Source organism: Pseudomonas sp. LTGT-11-2Z (assembly GCF_003691445.1).
Taxonomy (GTDB): Bacteria; Pseudomonadota; Gammaproteobacteria; order Pseudomonadales; family Pseudomonadaceae; genus Aquipseudomonas; species Aquipseudomonas monteilii.
This window is the reverse complement of sequence record NZ_CP033104.1, coordinates 37789-53856: the sequence shown is the minus strand read 5'-3', so window position 1 is coordinate 53856 and position 16068 is coordinate 37789. Positions and strand designations below refer to the sequence as shown.

Sequence of the window (16068 nt, the reverse complement as noted above, 5' to 3'; positions counted from 1 at the left end):
TGACGGCTTAGAACGCCGGAACGACGGCGCCCTTGTACTTCTCGACGATGAACTGCTTCACCTCAGGCGAGTGCAGCGCAGCGGCCAGCTTCTTCATGTCTTCCGAGTCTTTGTTGTCCGGGCGGGCAACCAGGATATTCACGTAAGGCGAGTCACTGCCTTCGATGGCCAGCGCGTCCTTCTCCGGGTTCAGCTTGGCTTCCAGCGCGTAGTTGGTGTTGATCAGGGCGGCATCGACCTGGGTCAGCACGCGCGGGATGGTGGCCGCTTCCAGCTCACGGAACTTGATGCTTTTCGGGTTCTCGGCAACATCCTTCACGGTGGACAGGATGTTCTTGTTGTCCTTCAGCTTGATCACACCGGCCTTGTCCAGCAGCAACAGGGCGCGGCCGCCGTTGGTGGCGTCGTTGGGGATGACCACGGTGGCGCCGGAAGACAGCTCGTCCAGCTTCTTGATCTTGGTCGAGTACACGCCCAGCGGCTCGATGTGCACGCCGGCTACGCTCACCAGTTGGGTGCCCTTGGCCTTGTTGAACTCATCCAGGTACGGCTGGTGCTGGAAGAAGTTGGCGTCCAGGCGCTTTTCGGCCACCTGCACGTTCGGCTGGATGTAGTCGGTGAACTCCTTCACCTTCAGCTCCACGCCCTCTTTCGCCAGCTGTGGTTTGACGAAGTTGAGGATCTCGGCGTGCGGCACCGGGGTGGCGGCAACGGTCAGGGTATCGGCGTGGGCCGAGAAGGCCGCGACAGCGGCAGCAACAGCAAGCAGCTTCTTCATCAATCACTCCTTGTGAGGGCCGCGACGGCCCCCGAACGGGTCGGCCAGGCCGACCCCATTGGGGTTACTTACGGGAAAAATGCACGACCAGTTTGTCGCCCACGCTCTGCAGTACTTGAACCAGTACCAGCAGCAGTACCACGGTCACTACCATTACATCGGTCTGGAAGCGCTGGTAACCGAAGCGAATCGCCAGGTCGCCCAGGCCACCGGCACCGACCACACCGGCCATGGCGGTGTACGACACCAGGGTGATGGCCGTTACGGTGATGGCCGCGAAGATGCCCGGGCGGGCTTCCGGCAGTAGCGCACTGGTGATGATCTGGCGGGTGGTGGCGCCCATCGACTGGGTAGCTTCGATGATGCCGCGGTCCACTTCACGCAGGGCGGTTTCCACCAGGCGCGCGAAGAACGGCGTGGCACCTACCACCAGCGGCGGAATGGCGCCGGCAACGCCCAGCGAGGTGCCGGTGATCAGCACGGTGAACGGGATCATCACGATCAGCAGGATGATGAACGGCAGCGAGCGCAGGATGTTCACCACCAGCGACAGCAGCGCATACACGCCCTTTTGCTCGAACATCTGCTTAGGCCCGCAGAGGAACAGCAGCACGCCCAGCGGCAGGCCCAGCAGCACGGTGAAGAACAACGAGCCGAACAACATGATCATGGTATCGACGGTGGCCAGCCAGATTTCGGCCCAGTCGACGTTTGCAAAGAAATTCAGGGCGTCCATCAACGCAGTACCTCCATATGTACGTCAGCTGCCTTGAAGCGGGCGAATGCCGCTTCCATGTCACCGCCGATCAGGGCGAGGGTGAGCTGGCCATAGGGGACATCCTTGATGCGGTCGATACGCCCGGCGAGGATGCTGTAGTCCACACCGGTTTCGCGGGCCACGGTGCCCAGCAGCGGCGCGTAGGTGGCGTCGCCCTGGAAGGTCAGGCGCACGATGCGGCCTGGTACATGGGCGAAATCGTCGCGCTGTTCGCCTTCGTCGACTTGCTCGTCTTCCTGGACAAAGCGCTTGGTGGTGGGGTGCTGCGGGTGCAGGAACACATCGGCCACCGAGCCTTGCTCGACGATCTGGCCGGCGTCCATCACTGCCACGCGGTCGCAGACACGGCGGATCACGTCCATTTCATGGGTGATCAGCACGATGGTCAGCTTCAGCTCACGGTTGATCTCGGCCAGCAATTGCAGGACCGAAGCCGTGGTTTGCGGGTCGAGGGCACTGGTGGCCTCGTCGCACAGCAGGATCTTCGGGTTGGTGGACAATGCGCGGGCGATGCCGACGCGCTGCTTCTGGCCACCGGACAGCTGAGCCGGGTACTTTTTGGCGTGGTCTTGCAGGCCGACACGGGCCAGCAGCTCGGTGACACGCTTGTCGATTTCGCTGCGCGACAGCTCGCCGGCCAGGGTCAGTGGCAGGGCGACGTTGTCGGCGACGGTCTTGGAGGCCAGCAGGTTGAAGTGCTGGAAGATCATCCCGACCTGCTGGCGGAAACCGCGCAACTGGCTGGCGTTGAACGCGGTGACGTCTTCGCCGTCGACGATGATCTTGCCGCCGGAGGGCTCTTCCAGGCGGTTGATCAGGCGCAGCATGGTGCTTTTGCCGGCGCCGGAATGGCCGATCAGGCCGAACACCTGGCCATCTTCGATGGTCAGGCTGGTCGGATTCAGTGCGGGGATTTCCCTACCGGCAACGCGGTAGGTTTTATGTACCTGTTGGAACTCGATCACGTAGCGAACCTTGTGGGGCGCATGAAATTTGGGTCAGCGGTTAGCTGGGGTCGCGCATTTTAGCCTTTTCCCATAGCTGTTCTTAGCATTTATTTCGTAATGCACCAATCCATCGGGCATATCGCGACAACCGGTAATCCTGATTGAACGCTCGGCAAAGCCTCCCAGTCACTAGTTGAACAAGCCCGCAACGGGCACGCCTGAAGACTGATGAGGAGAGACGACCATGCCCAGCAAGAAAACGGACGCGCCCAAGCAGAGTGAAGCCGCTGGCACCCAGACCCCGGACCGGGCCAATACCAATGCCAAGTTGCAGAGCCTGGAAACCTTCCGCAGCGACGCTACCGGCCAGGCCCTGCGCACCAACCAGGGCGTGAAGATTGCCGACAACCAGAACAGCCTCAAGGCTGGCGCACGCGGGCCGTCGCTGCTCGAAGACTTCATCATGCGCGAGAAGATCACCCACTTCGACCATGAGCGCATTCCGGAGCGCATCGTGCATGCCCGTGGTACCGGGGCGCACGGCTACTTTCAGAGTTATGGCAACCATGCGGATCTGACCAAAGCCGGTTTCCTGCAAGACCCGGACAAGATCACACCGGTGTTTGTACGCTTTTCCACCGTGCAGGGTCCCCGTGGTTCGGGGGATACCGTGCGTGATGTGCGCGGTTTCGCGGTCAAGTTCTATACCGACGAAGGTAACTTCGACCTGGTCGGCAACAACATGCCGGTCTTCTTCATCCAGGATGCCATCAAGTTCCCCGATTTTGTGCATGCGGTCAAACCCGAGCCGCATAACGAGATTCCTACCGGTGGCTCGGCCCACGATACGTTCTGGGATTTCGTTTCGCTGGTGCCGGAGTCGGCCCACATGGTGATGTGGGCCATGTCCGACCGGGCTATCCCGCGCAGCTTGCGCATGATGGAAGGCTTTGGCGTGCATACCTTCCGCCTGATCAACGCCGAGGGCGTGGCCAGTTTCGTCAAGTTCCACTGGAAGCCGCGCCAGGGCGTGCATTCGCTGCTGTGGGACGAGGCGCAGAAACTGGCGGGCAAGGACACTGACTTCCAGCGCCGTGACTTGTGGGAGGCGATCGAGACCGGCGATTACCCAGAATGGGAACTCGGCGTGCAGATCGTGCCGGAGGCCGACGAGCACAAGTTCGACTTCGACTTGTTGGACCCGACCAAGATCATCCCGGAAGAGCTGGTGCCCGTAACGCCCTTGGGCAAGATGGTGCTGAACCGTAACCCGGACAATTTCTTTGCCGAGGTCGAACAGGTGGCGTTCTGCCCAGGCCATATCGTGCCTGGAATCGACTTTACCAATGACCCACTGCTACAGGGCCGGCTGTTCTCGTACACCGATACCCAGATCAGCCGCCTGGGCGGGCCGAACTTCCACCAGATCCCGATCAACCGCCCGGTAGCGCCTAACCACAACAACCAGCGTGATGCCCTGCACCAGCACGTCGTGCATAAGGGGCGGGCGTCCTACGAGCCAAACTCGATCGACGGTGGTTGGCCAAAGGAAACCCCGGCAGCGGCGCAGGACGGTGGTTTCGAGAGCTACCAGGAGCGTATCGATGCGCACAAGATTCGTCAGCGCAGCGAGTCGTTCGGTGATCACTTCTCGCAAGCCCGGCTGTTCTTCCAGAGCATGAGCCCGACCGAGCAGCAGCACATCATCAAGGCTTACAGCTTCGAGTTGGGCAAAGTGGAGCGCGAACATATCCGCGCCCGGGAAGTGAATGAAATTCTCGCCAATATCGATTTGAAGCTGGCGGCGGCAGTTGCAGCCAACCTGGGCCTGCCTGCGCCGAAAGCGGGTACGGTGCAGGTGAAGGGCAGCCAGCTGGCTCAATCACCGGCCTTGAGCCAGATGAACCACCCAGGTTCGGTGGGTATCAAGGGGCGCAAGATTGCCGTGCTGGTGGCCAATGGCGTGGACGCTGCAAGCGTGGACAAACTGATCAAGGCCCTGGAGGCGCACAGTGCCCGGCCGATGCTGTTGGGGCCGACCTCGGCGCCGGTAAAGGCGACGGATGGCAAGCAACTGCCGGTGGAGGCATCGATGGAGGGGATGCCATCGATCATGTTCGACGGGATTGTCGTGCCATCAGGTAAGGCTTCGACGGATGCCTTGGCAGCCAGCGGGCTAGCCAAACACTTCTTGCTGGAAGGCTACAAGCACCTGAAGGCTATGGTGTTGACCAAGGAACTGGCGGCCGGCCTGGGACTTAAGGAAGACAAGGGCTTGCTGCTGGCGGATGACCAAAAAGCCGTGGATGCCTTTGTCAAAGCGGTTGAGGGGCATCGGGTGTGGGAGCGGGAAGCTGCTGCGGAGGCTGTGCCGGCCTAAGGGGCTGCTTTGCAGCCCATCGCCGGCAAGCCAGCTTCCACAGGTACTGCGCAGGCCTTGGGCGTTATGCACTACCTGTGGGAGCTGGCTTGCCGGCGATAGGGCCCTAGAGTTTTATTGCTGGTGCGGCACCAAAACCACTTGGGCCGGCAGTGAGCGCTGAATCTCATGCTTCTGCTTCAGCTCAAACCCACTGTCGATCTTGCGCACGCGTTTCTCCAGCAAGGTCTTCAGCCAAGGGGCATCGTTAGTACGCGGCACCTGGAAAACCACTTCGCAGTCATAGCTCACCACATCGGCGGCAATGTCATCGAGCTGGCGGCGCATGGCACGGCTGTCGGTGGTCTTCAAGGCCACCACCGTGCTTGGCGCTGTCGGGTCGATGATGCGTGCCTTGGGCTTCGCTTCAGCTGCTTTCAAGGCAGCTTCTGCCTTCTCCAGCTCGGCCTTGCGTGCCTGGGACAGGGGATCGCCACCGGTCACCGCCGGGGCTTGCGGCATCAGTGCACGGGCACGGGCCAGGGCGGTAGCTGCTGCGTTCACATCGCCCTTTTGCAGGACGATCTGACTGCGTTGCAGATAGGCTTCGGCCAACTGACGCTGGTATTGCTCCAGGCGCGCGTCATCCGGCGACTGGGCCTGCAGGGCTGCCAGCTGGTCTTCGGCGGTGGCCAGCTCATTGCTGGCGATGTTTTGTTGCAACTGCTGCCAGGCATCGGCTTGGGCAGGTACAGCGGCCTGTTCGACCGGCGCGCTGGAGCAAGCAGCCAGGAACAGGGAAAACGCGGCAACAAGCAGATAACGGGAGGCGAACGGCTTCATTCCTGCGACTCTCTATTTGCGCAAAAAGCGAGCAAGTCTACACCCAGGTGCGCACGCTCGAAAACAGGTCTTACAGACCCTTTACCCGGCAAAAGGTTGCAAGGCGTGCCATCACACGCCCTGTCTTTCAGCGTTTTGGCAGGGCCAGGCTCAGCAAGAATAGCACCGCCGCGCAGACCACGATCGACGGGCCGGCGGGTGTGTCCTTGAACCAGGACATGGCCAGGCCGCCACAGACGGCGGTAACACCGAGCAGGCTGGCGCCCAGGGCCATCTGCTCGGGGGAGCGGGCGTGACGTTGCGCCGCAGCGGCGGGGATGATCAGCAGCGAGGTGATCAGCAATACGCCGACGATCTTCATGGCGACGGCAATGACCACTGCAATCAGCAGCATCAATGCCATGCGCAGGCCGGCAACGGGCAGGCCTTCGACCATGGCCAGTTCCTCGTGCACGGTGACGGCCAGCAGCGGCCGCCACAGCGCAGCCAGCAGCAGCAGCACCAAGGCACTGCCGCCGAGGATCCAGGCCAGGTCGGTGGTGCTGATGGCCAGCAGGTCGCCGAACAGGTAGGCCATCAGGTCGATGCGCACATCGTGCATGAAGCTCAGCACCACCAGGCCCAGCGACAGGGTGCTGGGGGCGAGAATGCCGAGCAGGGTGTCGGAGGCCAGCGGTTGGCGTTGCTGCAGGGTCACCAGCAGGATCGCCAGCAGCAGGCAGCCCACGGTTACCGCCAGTGCCGGGCTGACGTCCAGGGCGAAGCCCAGGGCCACGCCAAGCAAGGCAGCATGGGACAGGGTGTCGCCAAAGTAGGCCATGCGCCGCCACACCACGAAGGAACCCAGTGGGCCGGCGACCATCGCCAGGGACAAACCGGCAAGCAGGGCGTAGAGAAGAAAATCAGCCATGCTTGCAGTGCTCTCCGTGAACATGGGTGCCGGGGGCGACGACCGAGCCGTGCAGGTCGTGGCTGTGGTCGTGATGGTGGTGGTAAACGGCCAGGCTCGGGGCGTTCTGGCCGAACAGTTCGACGAAGGCCGGGTCGTTGCTGACTTGCTCCGGGTGGCCCGAGCAGCAAACGTGGCGGTTCAGGCACACCACCTGGTCGGTGGCGCTCATCACCAGGTGCAGGTCGTGGGACACCATCAGCACGCCGCAGCCGTGGCGGTCGCGCAGGCGAGTGATGAGGTTGTACAGCTCGGTCTGGCCGACCACGTCCACGCCCTGCACCGGCTCGTCGAGCACCAGCAACTGAGGTTCGCGCAGCAGCGCACGGGCCAGCAGCACGCGCTGCATCTCGCCGCCGGAAATAGTCTGGATCGGGCTGTCGATGACCTGCTCGGCACCCACTTCCTGCAACGCCGACAAGGCTGCCGCGCGGTCTACGCCGGGCACCAAGCGCAAGAAGCGCAGCACCGACAGCGGCAGTGTGGCATCGACCTGGATCTTCTGCGGCATGTAGCCAATACGCAGTTTCGGCTTGCGCCACACCTTGCCGCGATGCGGCTTGAGCAACCCGAGCACGGCGCGCACCAGGGTGGTTTTGCCCGCCCCGTTGGGGCCGATCAGGGTGACGATCTGCCCCGGTGCGACCGACAGGTCGATGCTGTCGAGCACCGCCTCACCGCCAAAGGTAACGCCCACCTGTTCCAGGCGGATCAGCGCATCGCTCATGCCGCGCTCCGGCAGTTGCCGCACAGGCCGACCACTTCCACGGTCTGGGTCTCGACCGTGAAGCCCACGCCCTTGGCGCTGTTGATGATGGCCTCGCTGATGCTGCTTTGCTCCAGCTCGATGGCCACATGGCAGGCCCGGCAGATCAGGAACTGGCCTTGGTGCACGTGCTCGGGGTGGCTGCAGCCGATGAAGGCGTTGAGCGAGGCGATGCGGTGCACCAGGCCGTTTTCCAGCAGGAAGTCCAGCGCGCGGTACACCGTAGGCGGGGCGGCGCGGCGGCCGTCCTGCTCGCTGAGCACGGCGAGGATGTCGTAGGCGCCCAGCGGCTTGTGGCTTTGCCACACCAGTTCCAGCACACGGCGGCGCAGCGCGGTCAGGCGCAGGCCCTGGCGGGTACACAAGGCGTCGGCTTCAGCCAGTGCGCTGTGTACGCAATGGGAGTGATCGTGAGGACGGTTGGCCAGCGGCGTGATGGACATGGGCAGCGACGGTTCTGGATGGAGACGTTATTATGTTACCTGTTTCTGACGACTCGAGTATCCACCGTGTCCCGATTCCTAGCCCTGTTTGTCGCTTTCATCGCATTTTCTGCCCAGGCCGATGTGCGTGTGCTCACCAGTATCAAACCCCTGCAGCAGATTGCCGCCGCCGTGCAGGATGGCGTTGGCAGCCCTGACGTGCTGTTGCCGCCAGGTGCTTCACCCCACCACTACGCGCTGCGCCCTTCCGACGTGCGGCGGGTAGGCGATGCCGACTTGTTGTACTGGATCGGCCCGGACATGGAGAACTTCCTGCCACGAGTGCTGGGCAGCCGCAGCAAGCCCACGGTGGCCGTGCAGTCGCTGACGGGCATGAAGTTGCGTCATTTTGGCGAGGACAGCCATTCCCATGAGGAAGAGGATCACGATGACCATGACCACGATCACCGCCCGGGCAGCCTCGATGCACATTTGTGGCTGTCGTCGGTCAATGCGCGGGTAATCGCGGCGAAAATGGCCGCTGACCTGGCTCAGGTTGACCCGGCCAACGCTGCCCGCTACCAGAGCAACCTCAAGGTGTTCGATGAGCGCCTGGATGCGCTGGATGGGCGAATCAAGGCGCGTGTGGCCGGTATTGCCGACAAGCCGTACTTCGTGTTCCACGAAGCGTTCGACTACTTCGAGGCCGAGTACGGCCTGAAACACACGGGCGTGTTCAGCGTGGCCTCCGAGGTGCAGCCGGGCGCGCAGCATGTTGCTGCCATGCGCAAGCGCTTGCAGGAAGTGGGGAAAACCTGTGTGTTCAGCGAACCGCCGCTGCGGCCGCGACTGGCCGAGACCCTGACCGCCGGGCTGCCGGTGCGCCTGGCCGAGCTGGATGCACTGGGCGGGACAGACCCGGTGGATGGCAAAGGGTATGAGCGTTTGCTGGAGAGGCTGGGTGGTGACCTGGCTGGGTGCCTGGAGCAGTTGTAAGCCTGTTCCGGCCCTTCGCGAGCAAGCTCGCTCCTACAGGGATAGCGCAAACCGAAAGGGCTGTCGCTGTACCTGTAGGAGCGAGCTTGCTCGCGAAGAAGCAGGCGCGGTCTAGAGGGCGAACGGCAGGTGCAAAGCCACCTGCTGGCGCTGCGCCAGACGCACCTCGAACTCGCTCGGGTCATGGATCATCACATCCATCCCGGCAAACGATTCCGCCGCAATCAGGCGCGACAGCCAGAAGCGCACGCACCCTACCCGCAACATTTCCGGCCACAGCTCGGCCTCGGCCGCCGTGAACGGCCGCAGCGCCGCATAGGCTGCCAGCAGCGCCTGGGCGCGTGGCACATCGATCGCGCCGTGTTCATCCAGGCACCAGTCGTTCACGGTGATGGCGATGTCATACAGCATCGGCCCCGAGCAGGCGTTGTAGAAGTCGATCACACCGGTCAGGTGGGTGCCTTCGAACATCACGTTGTCGCGGAACAGGTCGGCATGCAGGTTGGCCCGTGGCAAGGCCAGGATCTGCGCCTTGTGCGCGGTGATTTCATCGAGCGCCGGCTGCAGCAGTGCGGCTTGCCCGGCAGTCAGGCGTGGCAGCAGCTCGGCACCCGAGGCCAGCATCCAGTCCAGGCCACGGTCGGTGCGGCGCTCGATGATGTGCTCGCGGGTGGCCAGGTGGATGTGCGCCAGCAGCTCGCCGACCTGGGCGCAGTGCTGGTTGTTCGGCGCTTTGATGTGCTTGCCCGACAGGCGTGGTTGCAACAGCGCAGGCTTGCCGCAAAGTTCGCGCAGGCCATTGCCGTCGCGGTCACGAATGGCATAGGGCACCGGCATGTCGGCAGCGTGCAGGGTGTCGAGCAGCTCGATGAAGAACGGCATGTCTTCGCTCGGCCCACGCTCGATCAGCGTCAGGACGAACTCCCCCTGTTCGAGGCTGACGAAGAAATTGCTGTTCTCGGTGCCGGCGGCAATGCCCTGGAAGTCGAGCAAACGGCCCAGCTCGTACGGCGCCAGAAAGGTTTCCAGCTCAGGCCGGGTCACGGGGGTGAAGACTGACATGATGAAAAATTGCCCATACGGGCACTTCCGCCGGGAAGTGCCGGGTTGATGTGAACGGTGCGCGTCAGATTACCACTCGAAGATCTTCCAGGACGGAATCAGCATGTCCGGCTGGTCGGAACGAATGAAATTGCCATCAGAGCCATCGGCGCGTACCAGGAAATAAGGCTTGCCGTTTTTCGGCGTGATCTTGATCGCATACAGGAAGCCGTTCTGCCGGTATTCCTGGATGGTTTTGTCGCCTTCCGTGCGAATGGTCACCTCGGGATCGGCCGAGGGGGCGTCGTCCGCCGCCAGGGTAACGACAGGCATGGTTGCCAACAGGCCGAGCAGTAACAGGCGATTGAGTGTACGCATGATAACCTAGTCCCTTTGTCGTCAATGATTCTGGCTATTCTAGCGCCGGACCCGTCGAAAAGGTTGATTCTGCTCATGAGCCAAGCGCCCCTCGTCCTGGTGGACGGTTCCTCCTACCTGTACCGCGCCTTCCACGCGCTGCCGCCGCTGACCACGTCCAAGGGCATGCCGACCGGTGCGGTGAAGGGTGTGCTGAACATGCTCAAGAGCCTGCGCAAGCAATACCCCGACAGCCTGTTCGCAGTGGTGTTCGACGCAAAAGGCGGCACTTTCCGCGATGCCATGTTCGCCGAGTACAAGGCCAACCGCCCCAGCATGCCGGACGACCTGCGCGTGCAGGTCGAGCCGCTGCATGCCAGCGTGAGGGCGCTGGGCTACCCGTTGCTGTGCGTCGAGGGTGTCGAGGCTGACGACGTCATCGGCACCCTGGCCCGCAGCAGCGCCGCCCAAGGGCGCCCGGTGATCATCTCGACCGGTGACAAGGACATGGCACAGCTGGTGGACGGGCACATTACCTTGGTCAATACCATGACCGGAAGTGTGCTGGACGTGGCTGGCGTGCACGAGAAATTTGGCGTCGGCCCGGAACACATCATCGACTTCCTCGCCCTGATGGGCGACAAGGTCGACAACATTCCAGGCGTGCCGGGTGTGGGCGAAAAGACCGCCGTGGGCCTGCTGACCGGCATCGGCGGCGGCCTCAGCGACTTGTACGCCAACCTGGACAAGGTCCCGGCGCTGGCCATTCGGGGCGCCAAGACCTTGCCGGCCAAGCTCGAAGAGCACCGCGATGCGGCGTTCCTGTCCTATGAGCTGGCCACCATCAAAGTCGACGTGCCGCTGGATGTCGAAGTGGATGCACTGGTGTGCGGTGAGCCGGACCGTGAAGCGCTGCTGGCGCTGTACACCGAGATGGAGTTCAAGAGCTGGGTCGCCGAGGTGCAGCGTGACGCGGCCAAGGCCGGTGATGACGTGGCACCGGTAGAGGCGCCAGCCGCCAAGGCCGAGCCCAGGTACGAGACCATCCTCGACCAGGCCCGTTTCGATGCCTGGCTGGAGAAGCTGCGCCAGGCGCCGTTGTTTGCCTTCGACACCGAGACCACCGGCCTGGACGCCCAGCAGGCACAGCTGGTTGGCCTGTCGTTCGCCGTAGAGCCACACGAAGCAGCCTATGTGCCCTTGGCCCACGATTACGAAGGCGCGCCGGCCCAGCTGGACCGCGAGGCCGTGCTGCTGGCCCTGAAGCCGCTGCTGGAGGACCCGGCCAAGGCCAAGGTCGGGCAGAACGCCAAGTACGACATCAACATCCTGGCCAACGGCTCGCCTGCCATCGACATGCGCGGCGTGGCGTACGACACCATGCTCGAGTCGTATGTGCTGAACTCCACGGCTACCCGCCACGACATGGACAGCCTGGCGCAGAAGTACCTCGACCACACCACCATCGCCTTCGAGGACATCGCCGGCAAGGGCGCCAAGCAGCTCACCTTCAACCAGATCCACCTGGACAAGGCCGGCCCGTATGCCGCCGAAGATGCCGACATCACCCTGCGCCTGCATCACGCCCTGCAAGCGCGCCTGGCGCAGACGCCGAGTGTGCAGCCGGTGCTGATGGACATCGAAATGCCGTTGGTGCCGGTGCTGGCCAAGATCGAGCGCCAGGGTGCGTTGGTCGATGCCGCACTGCTGCAGGTACAGAGTGGTGAACTGGGCGTGAAGATGGCCGAGCTGGAACAGCGCGCCTATGAGCTGGCCGGTGAGGAGTTCAACCTCGGCTCGCCCAAGCAGCTGGGTTCGATCCTCTACGACAAACTGGGCATGCCGGTACTGAGCAAGACGGCCAAAGGCCAGCCATCCACTGCCGAAGCCGTGCTCGACGAGCTGGCCGAGCAAGGCTACCCGCTGCCTGAGGTGCTGATGCAGTACCGCAGCCTGAGCAAGCTCAAGAGCACCTACACCGACAAGCTGCCGGGCCAGATCAACCCGCGCACCGGGCGTATCCACACCTCTTACCAGCAGGCGGTGGCTGCGACCGGCCGGCTGTCGTCCAGCGACCCGAACCTGCAGAATATCCCGATCCGCACTGCCGAAGGCCGCCGCATCCGTCAGGCCTTCATTGCCAGCCCCGGCTACAAGCTGCTGGCGGCGGACTATTCGCAGATCGAGCTGCGCATCATGGCCCACCTGGCCAAGGACGAAGGCTTGTTGCACGCCTTCCGCAATGACCTGGACGTTCACCGCGCCACGGCGGCGGAAGTGTTCGGTGTGGCCCTGGAAGACGTCACAACCGACCAACGCCGCAAGGCCAAGGCCATCAACTTCGGCCTGATCTATGGCATGAGCGCCTTCGGCCTGGCCAAGCAGATCGGTGTCGACCGCAAACAGTCGCAGGATTACATCGACCGTTACTTCGCCCGCTACCCGGGCGTGCTGGCCTACATGGAGCGCACCCGCGCCCAGGCCGCCGAGCAAGGCTTTGTCGAAACCCTGTTCGGCCGCAGGCTGTACCTGCCGGACATCAACGCCAAGAACCCGGCCCTGCGCAAAGGCGCCGAGCGCACGGCGATCAACGCGCCAATGCAGGGCACGGCGGCCGACATCATCAAGCGGGCCATGGTCAACGTGGACAACTGGCTGACCGAGAGCGGGCTGGATGCCCGGGTGATCCTGCAGGTACACGACGAATTGGTGCTTGAGGTGCGTGAAGACCTGGTTCAGCAGGTGAAAGATGAAATTCGCCAGCACATGAGCAAGGCGGCGGAACTGGATGTGCCGCTGCTGGTGGAAGCAGGAATTGGCGCGAATTGGGACGAAGCTCACTGATTGAGCGGGGAAAGCTGTGTAGGATCTGCGACGTAGTGACGCGGATCCTGGCACCGCTCAGTGCCATGGGTACTGGAGTTTCATGAAACTATCGCAAATAGTTTTGAGGGCTTTGGAACTAAACCGGTGAAGTGGAACTCAGAGTAACTGAATGGCTGGTGAAGCCCTTCGATGCTCCTATGTTGTGTTAAGTGTTGGCAGATATCTGGACCCCGCCCTAGCGGTCCGGACTTGGACCCCGAACTTCCCCCTCCCCATACGAAGTCCGGGGTTTTTTTTGCCCGGAATTTGCCTTATGGGTTGTAGAGAATCCTGTGGGAGCGGGTTTACCCCGGAATGCGATGCCAGATGCACCGCCGCATTCGCGGGTAATCCCGCTCCCACAGGTTACGAGTAAGCCTTCAAATAACTGGCTTGTCTTCCAGCTCCATCCAGTCAGCCAGCACCCGGTAGGCGTCTTCCACGCCCAGGCGCTTGGGCGCCGAGAACAGCTGGATGGTCACGCCATCACCCCAGCCCTTGCGGATTTCCGACTGCACTTTGAGCAGGGTGTTCTTGCCCGCGCCGTGGGTCAGCTTGTCAGCCTTTGTCAGCAGGATGTGCATCGGCATGCTGCTGGCCTTGGCCCAGTCGAGCATCATTTTGTCGAAGTCGGTCATCGGGTGGCGCACGTCCATCATCAGGATCACGCCACGCAGGCACTCACGGCTGCCCAGGTAGGCTTCCAAGTGTTTCTGCCAATGCTGCTTGAGCGGAATCGGCACTTTTGCATAACCGTAGCCCGGCAGGTCGACCAAACGCCGTTCATCGTCCAGACTGAAGAAATTCAACAGCTGGGTGCGCCCAGGGGTTTTCGAGGTACGCGCCAGGCTGGCATGAGTCAGGGTGTTGAGGGCGCTGGATTTGCCGGCGTTGGAGCGGCCGGCGAAAGCCACCTCGTAACCCTGGTCGTCCGGGCATTGTTCGACCTTGGCTGCGCTGAGGGCGAATTTGGCTTTCTGGCAGAGGCCGAGGATGGGGTTCTTGACTTGCATGGGATATCCGATGTGGGTGTTGCCTGACTCTGAAGGCCCGAGCCTGGCAAGCGGTGTCGTTTCCGTTTGGATGGCGGAAGTATATAATGCCCCAGTTTTTGTGTGCTCATTCTCCCAGCGAAGGGGAAGGAGCATGGGGTGTCGAACAATAGCTCGCGCAACAGAACGCAGCGCGGCCCCCAACCCTGAAGGTCGTTCCGCATGGCGAAATGGCTGCTTGCTGTCGGTATGTTCCTGCCGGTTTTCAGCGCACAGGCTACACAGGATCCCGAGGTGTTGTACAACCGCACGTGTGCGGCCTGTCACACCGGGCAGTTGCCACAGGCACCCAGACGGGGTGACCGGGCAGCATGGGAGCCAAGGCTGGCGCAAGGCATGGAGGTACTGGTGAAGCACGTGACCCAGGGTTTCAAGGCTATGCCGCCGCGTGGATTGTGCATGGACTGCAGTGCCGAGGACTACCGTTTGGTCATCCTTTGGATGAGCGGCAGTCCCGATACATAACATTTCACCCTTAGCCGTGTTGGATTAGCTGATGAACAAACTAGTCGTGAGTCTGCTGTTGACCCTGGGTGTCGCAGGTGCGGCCACTGCTGCGCAACCTATCAAAGGCGATGCCGCCGCCGGCCAGGCCAAGACGGCCGTTTGTGGCGCCTGCCACAACCCCGACGGCAACAGCCTGGCACCGAACTTCCCTAAATTGGCCGGCCAAGGCCAGCGTTACTTGGAAAAACAACTGCACGACATCAAGTCGGGCAAGCGCACCGTGCTGGAAATGACCGGCATGTTGGCCGCGTTCAGCGACCAGGACCTGGCTGACATTGCCGCCTACTTCGCCAGCCAGAAAGGCAGCGTGGGGGCCGCCGATCCCAAGCTGGTCGAGCGTGGCCGTGCGCTGTTCAACGGCGGCGACCTGGAAAAAGGCATGCCGGCCTGCACAGGCTGCCACTCACCGAATGGCGCGGGCATCGCCCTGGCTGGCTTCCCGCACCTGGGCGGGCAGCATTCGCAGTACGTGACCAAGCAGCTCACGGACTTCCGCGAAGGCAACCGCACCAACGATGGCGATGCGATGACCATGCGCACCATCGCCGGCAAGCTGAGCAACCACGACATCGAAGCGTTGGCCAGCTATATCCAGGGCCTGCATTAACTTTCAGTTAATGTTGTAGGCCAATGATGAAAGGGCGGCCGGGCCGCCCTTTTTTCAGTCCGCAGCCGTTACACTACAGAACTCGAGCCCTTCCCGGCCTGTCCTAGTGCAGGTCGCGTCGTGGCGACCCATGACTGCTCAGGAGTAAAGCATGCGTAAACTGATTCTCAGCGCTGCGCTGGTCGCCGCCAGCGTGTTCGGTATGACTGCCGTCCAGGCCGCCGAGCCTGTCGCCGGCAAGGAATACATCGAGCTGAGCAACCCTGTTCCGGTTTCCGTGCCTGGCAAAGTCGAAGTGGTCGAGCTGTTCTGGTACGGCTGCCCACATTGCTACCACTTCGAACCGGTCATCAACCCATGGGTCGAAAAACTGCCCAAGGACGTAAACTTCAAGCGCGTACCGGCCATGTTCGGCGGCCCATGGGACGCCCACGGCCAGATGTTCCTCACCCTCGAAGCCATGGGCGTCGAGCACAAGGTTCACGCGGCAGTGTTCGATGCCATCCAGAACCAACACAAACGCCTGACCGACAAGAACGACATGGCCGACTTCCTCGCCACCGAAGGCGTGGACAAGGACAAGTTCCTCGCTACCTTCGACTCATTCGCCATCAAGGGCCAGGTCAACCAGGCCAAAGAGCTGGCGAAAAAGTACGAAATCACCGGCGTACCCAGCATGGTGGTCAACGGCAAGTACCGCTTCGACCTGGGCACCGCTGGCGGGCCGGAAGGCGTGCTGAACGTTGCCGACCAGCTGATCGACAAGGAGCGCGCCGCTAAGTAAGCGGCGTAACCCATGCC

16 protein-coding genes are annotated in these 16068 nt (G+C 62.4%); 6 read left to right on the top strand and 10 right to left on the bottom strand.

Annotation, left to right across the window (positions count from 1 at the left end):
• Window positions 1-7 precede the first annotated feature (7 nt).
• The 3 genes from D8767_RS00255 to D8767_RS00245 all read right to left on the bottom strand — a co-directional run bounded on the left by D8767_RS00255 (window position 8) and on the right by D8767_RS00245 (window position 2521).
• A complete protein-coding gene (locus tag D8767_RS00255) occupies window positions 8-778 on the bottom strand; it encodes a MetQ/NlpA family ABC transporter substrate-binding protein (protein WP_016712836.1) in 771 nt (256 codons plus the stop codon).
• A 64-nt stretch (window positions 779-842) separates the two neighbouring features.
• The gene (locus D8767_RS00250; RefSeq protein ID WP_010951513.1) at window positions 843-1514 is read right to left on the bottom strand and encodes a methionine ABC transporter permease; all 672 of its coding nucleotides are present in this window, start codon (window positions 1512-1514) and stop codon (window positions 843-845) included.
• Window positions 1514-2521, bottom strand: coding sequence for a methionine ABC transporter ATP-binding protein (locus D8767_RS00245; RefSeq protein WP_016712837.1), 1008 nt, complete (start codon window positions 2519-2521; stop codon window positions 1514-1516). Before D8767_RS00245 ends, D8767_RS00250 begins: the two co-directional genes overlap by 1 nt.
• Window positions 2522-2747: 226 nt before the next feature.
• Here D8767_RS00245 and katE point away from each other — a divergent pair, with 226 nt between their 5' ends.
• Window positions 2748-4883, top strand: coding sequence for a catalase HPII (katE, locus tag D8767_RS00240; protein ID WP_016712838.1), 2136 nt, complete (start codon window positions 2748-2750; stop codon window positions 4881-4883).
• A gap of 114 nt (window positions 4884-4997) precedes the next feature.
• Here the strand turns inward: katE and D8767_RS00235 are convergent, their stop codons facing one another.
• From D8767_RS00235 to zur, 4 genes are all read right to left on the bottom strand, one after another.
• A complete protein-coding gene (locus tag D8767_RS00235) occupies window positions 4998-5705 on the bottom strand; it encodes a PA5502 family lipoprotein (protein WP_016712839.1) in 708 nt (235 codons plus the stop codon).
• 127 nt (window positions 5706-5832) lie between these two features.
• On the bottom strand, window positions 5833-6615 hold the full coding sequence (gene znuB / locus D8767_RS00230; RefSeq protein ID WP_016712840.1) for a zinc ABC transporter permease subunit ZnuB: 783 nt from the start codon (window positions 6613-6615) through the stop codon (window positions 5833-5835).
• Window positions 6608-7381, bottom strand: a complete 774-nt coding sequence (gene znuC / locus D8767_RS00225; RefSeq protein ID WP_016712841.1) for a zinc ABC transporter ATP-binding protein ZnuC — start codon at window positions 7379-7381, stop codon at window positions 6608-6610. The genes znuB and znuC overlap by 8 nt, the downstream gene beginning before the upstream one ends.
• Window positions 7378-7863: a zinc uptake transcriptional repressor Zur gene (zur, locus tag D8767_RS00220; protein WP_003253002.1), complete on the bottom strand. Its 486-nt coding sequence runs from the start codon at window positions 7861-7863 to the stop codon at window positions 7378-7380. Before zur ends, znuC begins: the two co-directional genes overlap by 4 nt.
• Before the next feature lie 18 nt (window positions 7864-7881).
• Here zur and D8767_RS00215 point away from each other — a divergent pair, with 18 nt between their 5' ends.
• Entirely contained in the window at window positions 7882-8838 is a 957-nt protein-coding gene (locus D8767_RS00215) for a zinc ABC transporter substrate-binding protein (protein WP_016712842.1), read from the top strand.
• A 111-nt stretch (window positions 8839-8949) separates the two neighbouring features.
• Here D8767_RS00215 and D8767_RS00210 read toward each other — a convergent pair whose 3' ends face one another.
• Together D8767_RS00210 and D8767_RS00205 are read right to left on the bottom strand one after the other, a co-directional pair.
• The gene (locus tag D8767_RS00210) at window positions 8950-9900 is read right to left on the bottom strand and encodes a homoserine kinase (RefSeq protein ID WP_016712843.1); all 951 of its coding nucleotides are present in this window, start codon (window positions 9898-9900) and stop codon (window positions 8950-8952) included.
• 69 nt (window positions 9901-9969) lie between these two features.
• Window positions 9970-10257, bottom strand: coding sequence for a DUF2782 domain-containing protein (locus tag D8767_RS00205; RefSeq protein ID WP_013970316.1), 288 nt, complete (start codon window positions 10255-10257; stop codon window positions 9970-9972).
• A gap of 75 nt (window positions 10258-10332) precedes the next feature.
• Between D8767_RS00205 and polA the strand changes: the two genes are divergently transcribed.
• Window positions 10333-13080, top strand: a complete 2748-nt coding sequence (gene polA / locus D8767_RS00200; RefSeq protein ID WP_016712844.1) for a DNA polymerase I — start codon at window positions 10333-10335, stop codon at window positions 13078-13080.
• A gap of 401 nt (window positions 13081-13481) precedes the next feature.
• On the opposite strand, the gene yihA is transcribed toward polA, so the two are convergent.
• Window positions 13482-14114 carry a ribosome biogenesis GTP-binding protein YihA/YsxC gene (gene yihA, locus D8767_RS00190; RefSeq protein WP_003252993.1) on the bottom strand — a complete coding sequence of 211 codons (633 nt, stop codon included), beginning with the start codon at window positions 14112-14114 and terminating at the stop codon, window positions 13482-13484.
• Window positions 14115-14315: 201 nt separating this feature from the next.
• Here yihA and D8767_RS00185 point away from each other — a divergent pair, with 201 nt between their 5' ends.
• The 3 genes from D8767_RS00185 to dsbA all read left to right on the top strand — a co-directional run bounded on the left by D8767_RS00185 (window position 14316) and on the right by dsbA (window position 16051).
• Window positions 14316-14618 carry a cytochrome c5 family protein gene (locus tag D8767_RS00185; protein ID WP_016712845.1) on the top strand — a complete coding sequence of 101 codons (303 nt, stop codon included), beginning with the start codon at window positions 14316-14318 and terminating at the stop codon, window positions 14616-14618.
• A 31-nt stretch (window positions 14619-14649) separates the two neighbouring features.
• Window positions 14650-15267 (top strand): cytochrome c, encoded by a 618-nt coding sequence (locus tag D8767_RS00180; RefSeq protein WP_016712846.1) that lies wholly within the window; start codon window positions 14650-14652, stop codon window positions 15265-15267.
• 151 nt (window positions 15268-15418) lie between these two features.
• Window positions 15419-16051: a thiol:disulfide interchange protein DsbA gene (gene dsbA / locus D8767_RS00175; RefSeq protein ID WP_016712847.1), complete on the top strand. Its 633-nt coding sequence runs from the start codon at window positions 15419-15421 to the stop codon at window positions 16049-16051.
• Window positions 16052-16068: the final 17 nt, after the last annotated feature.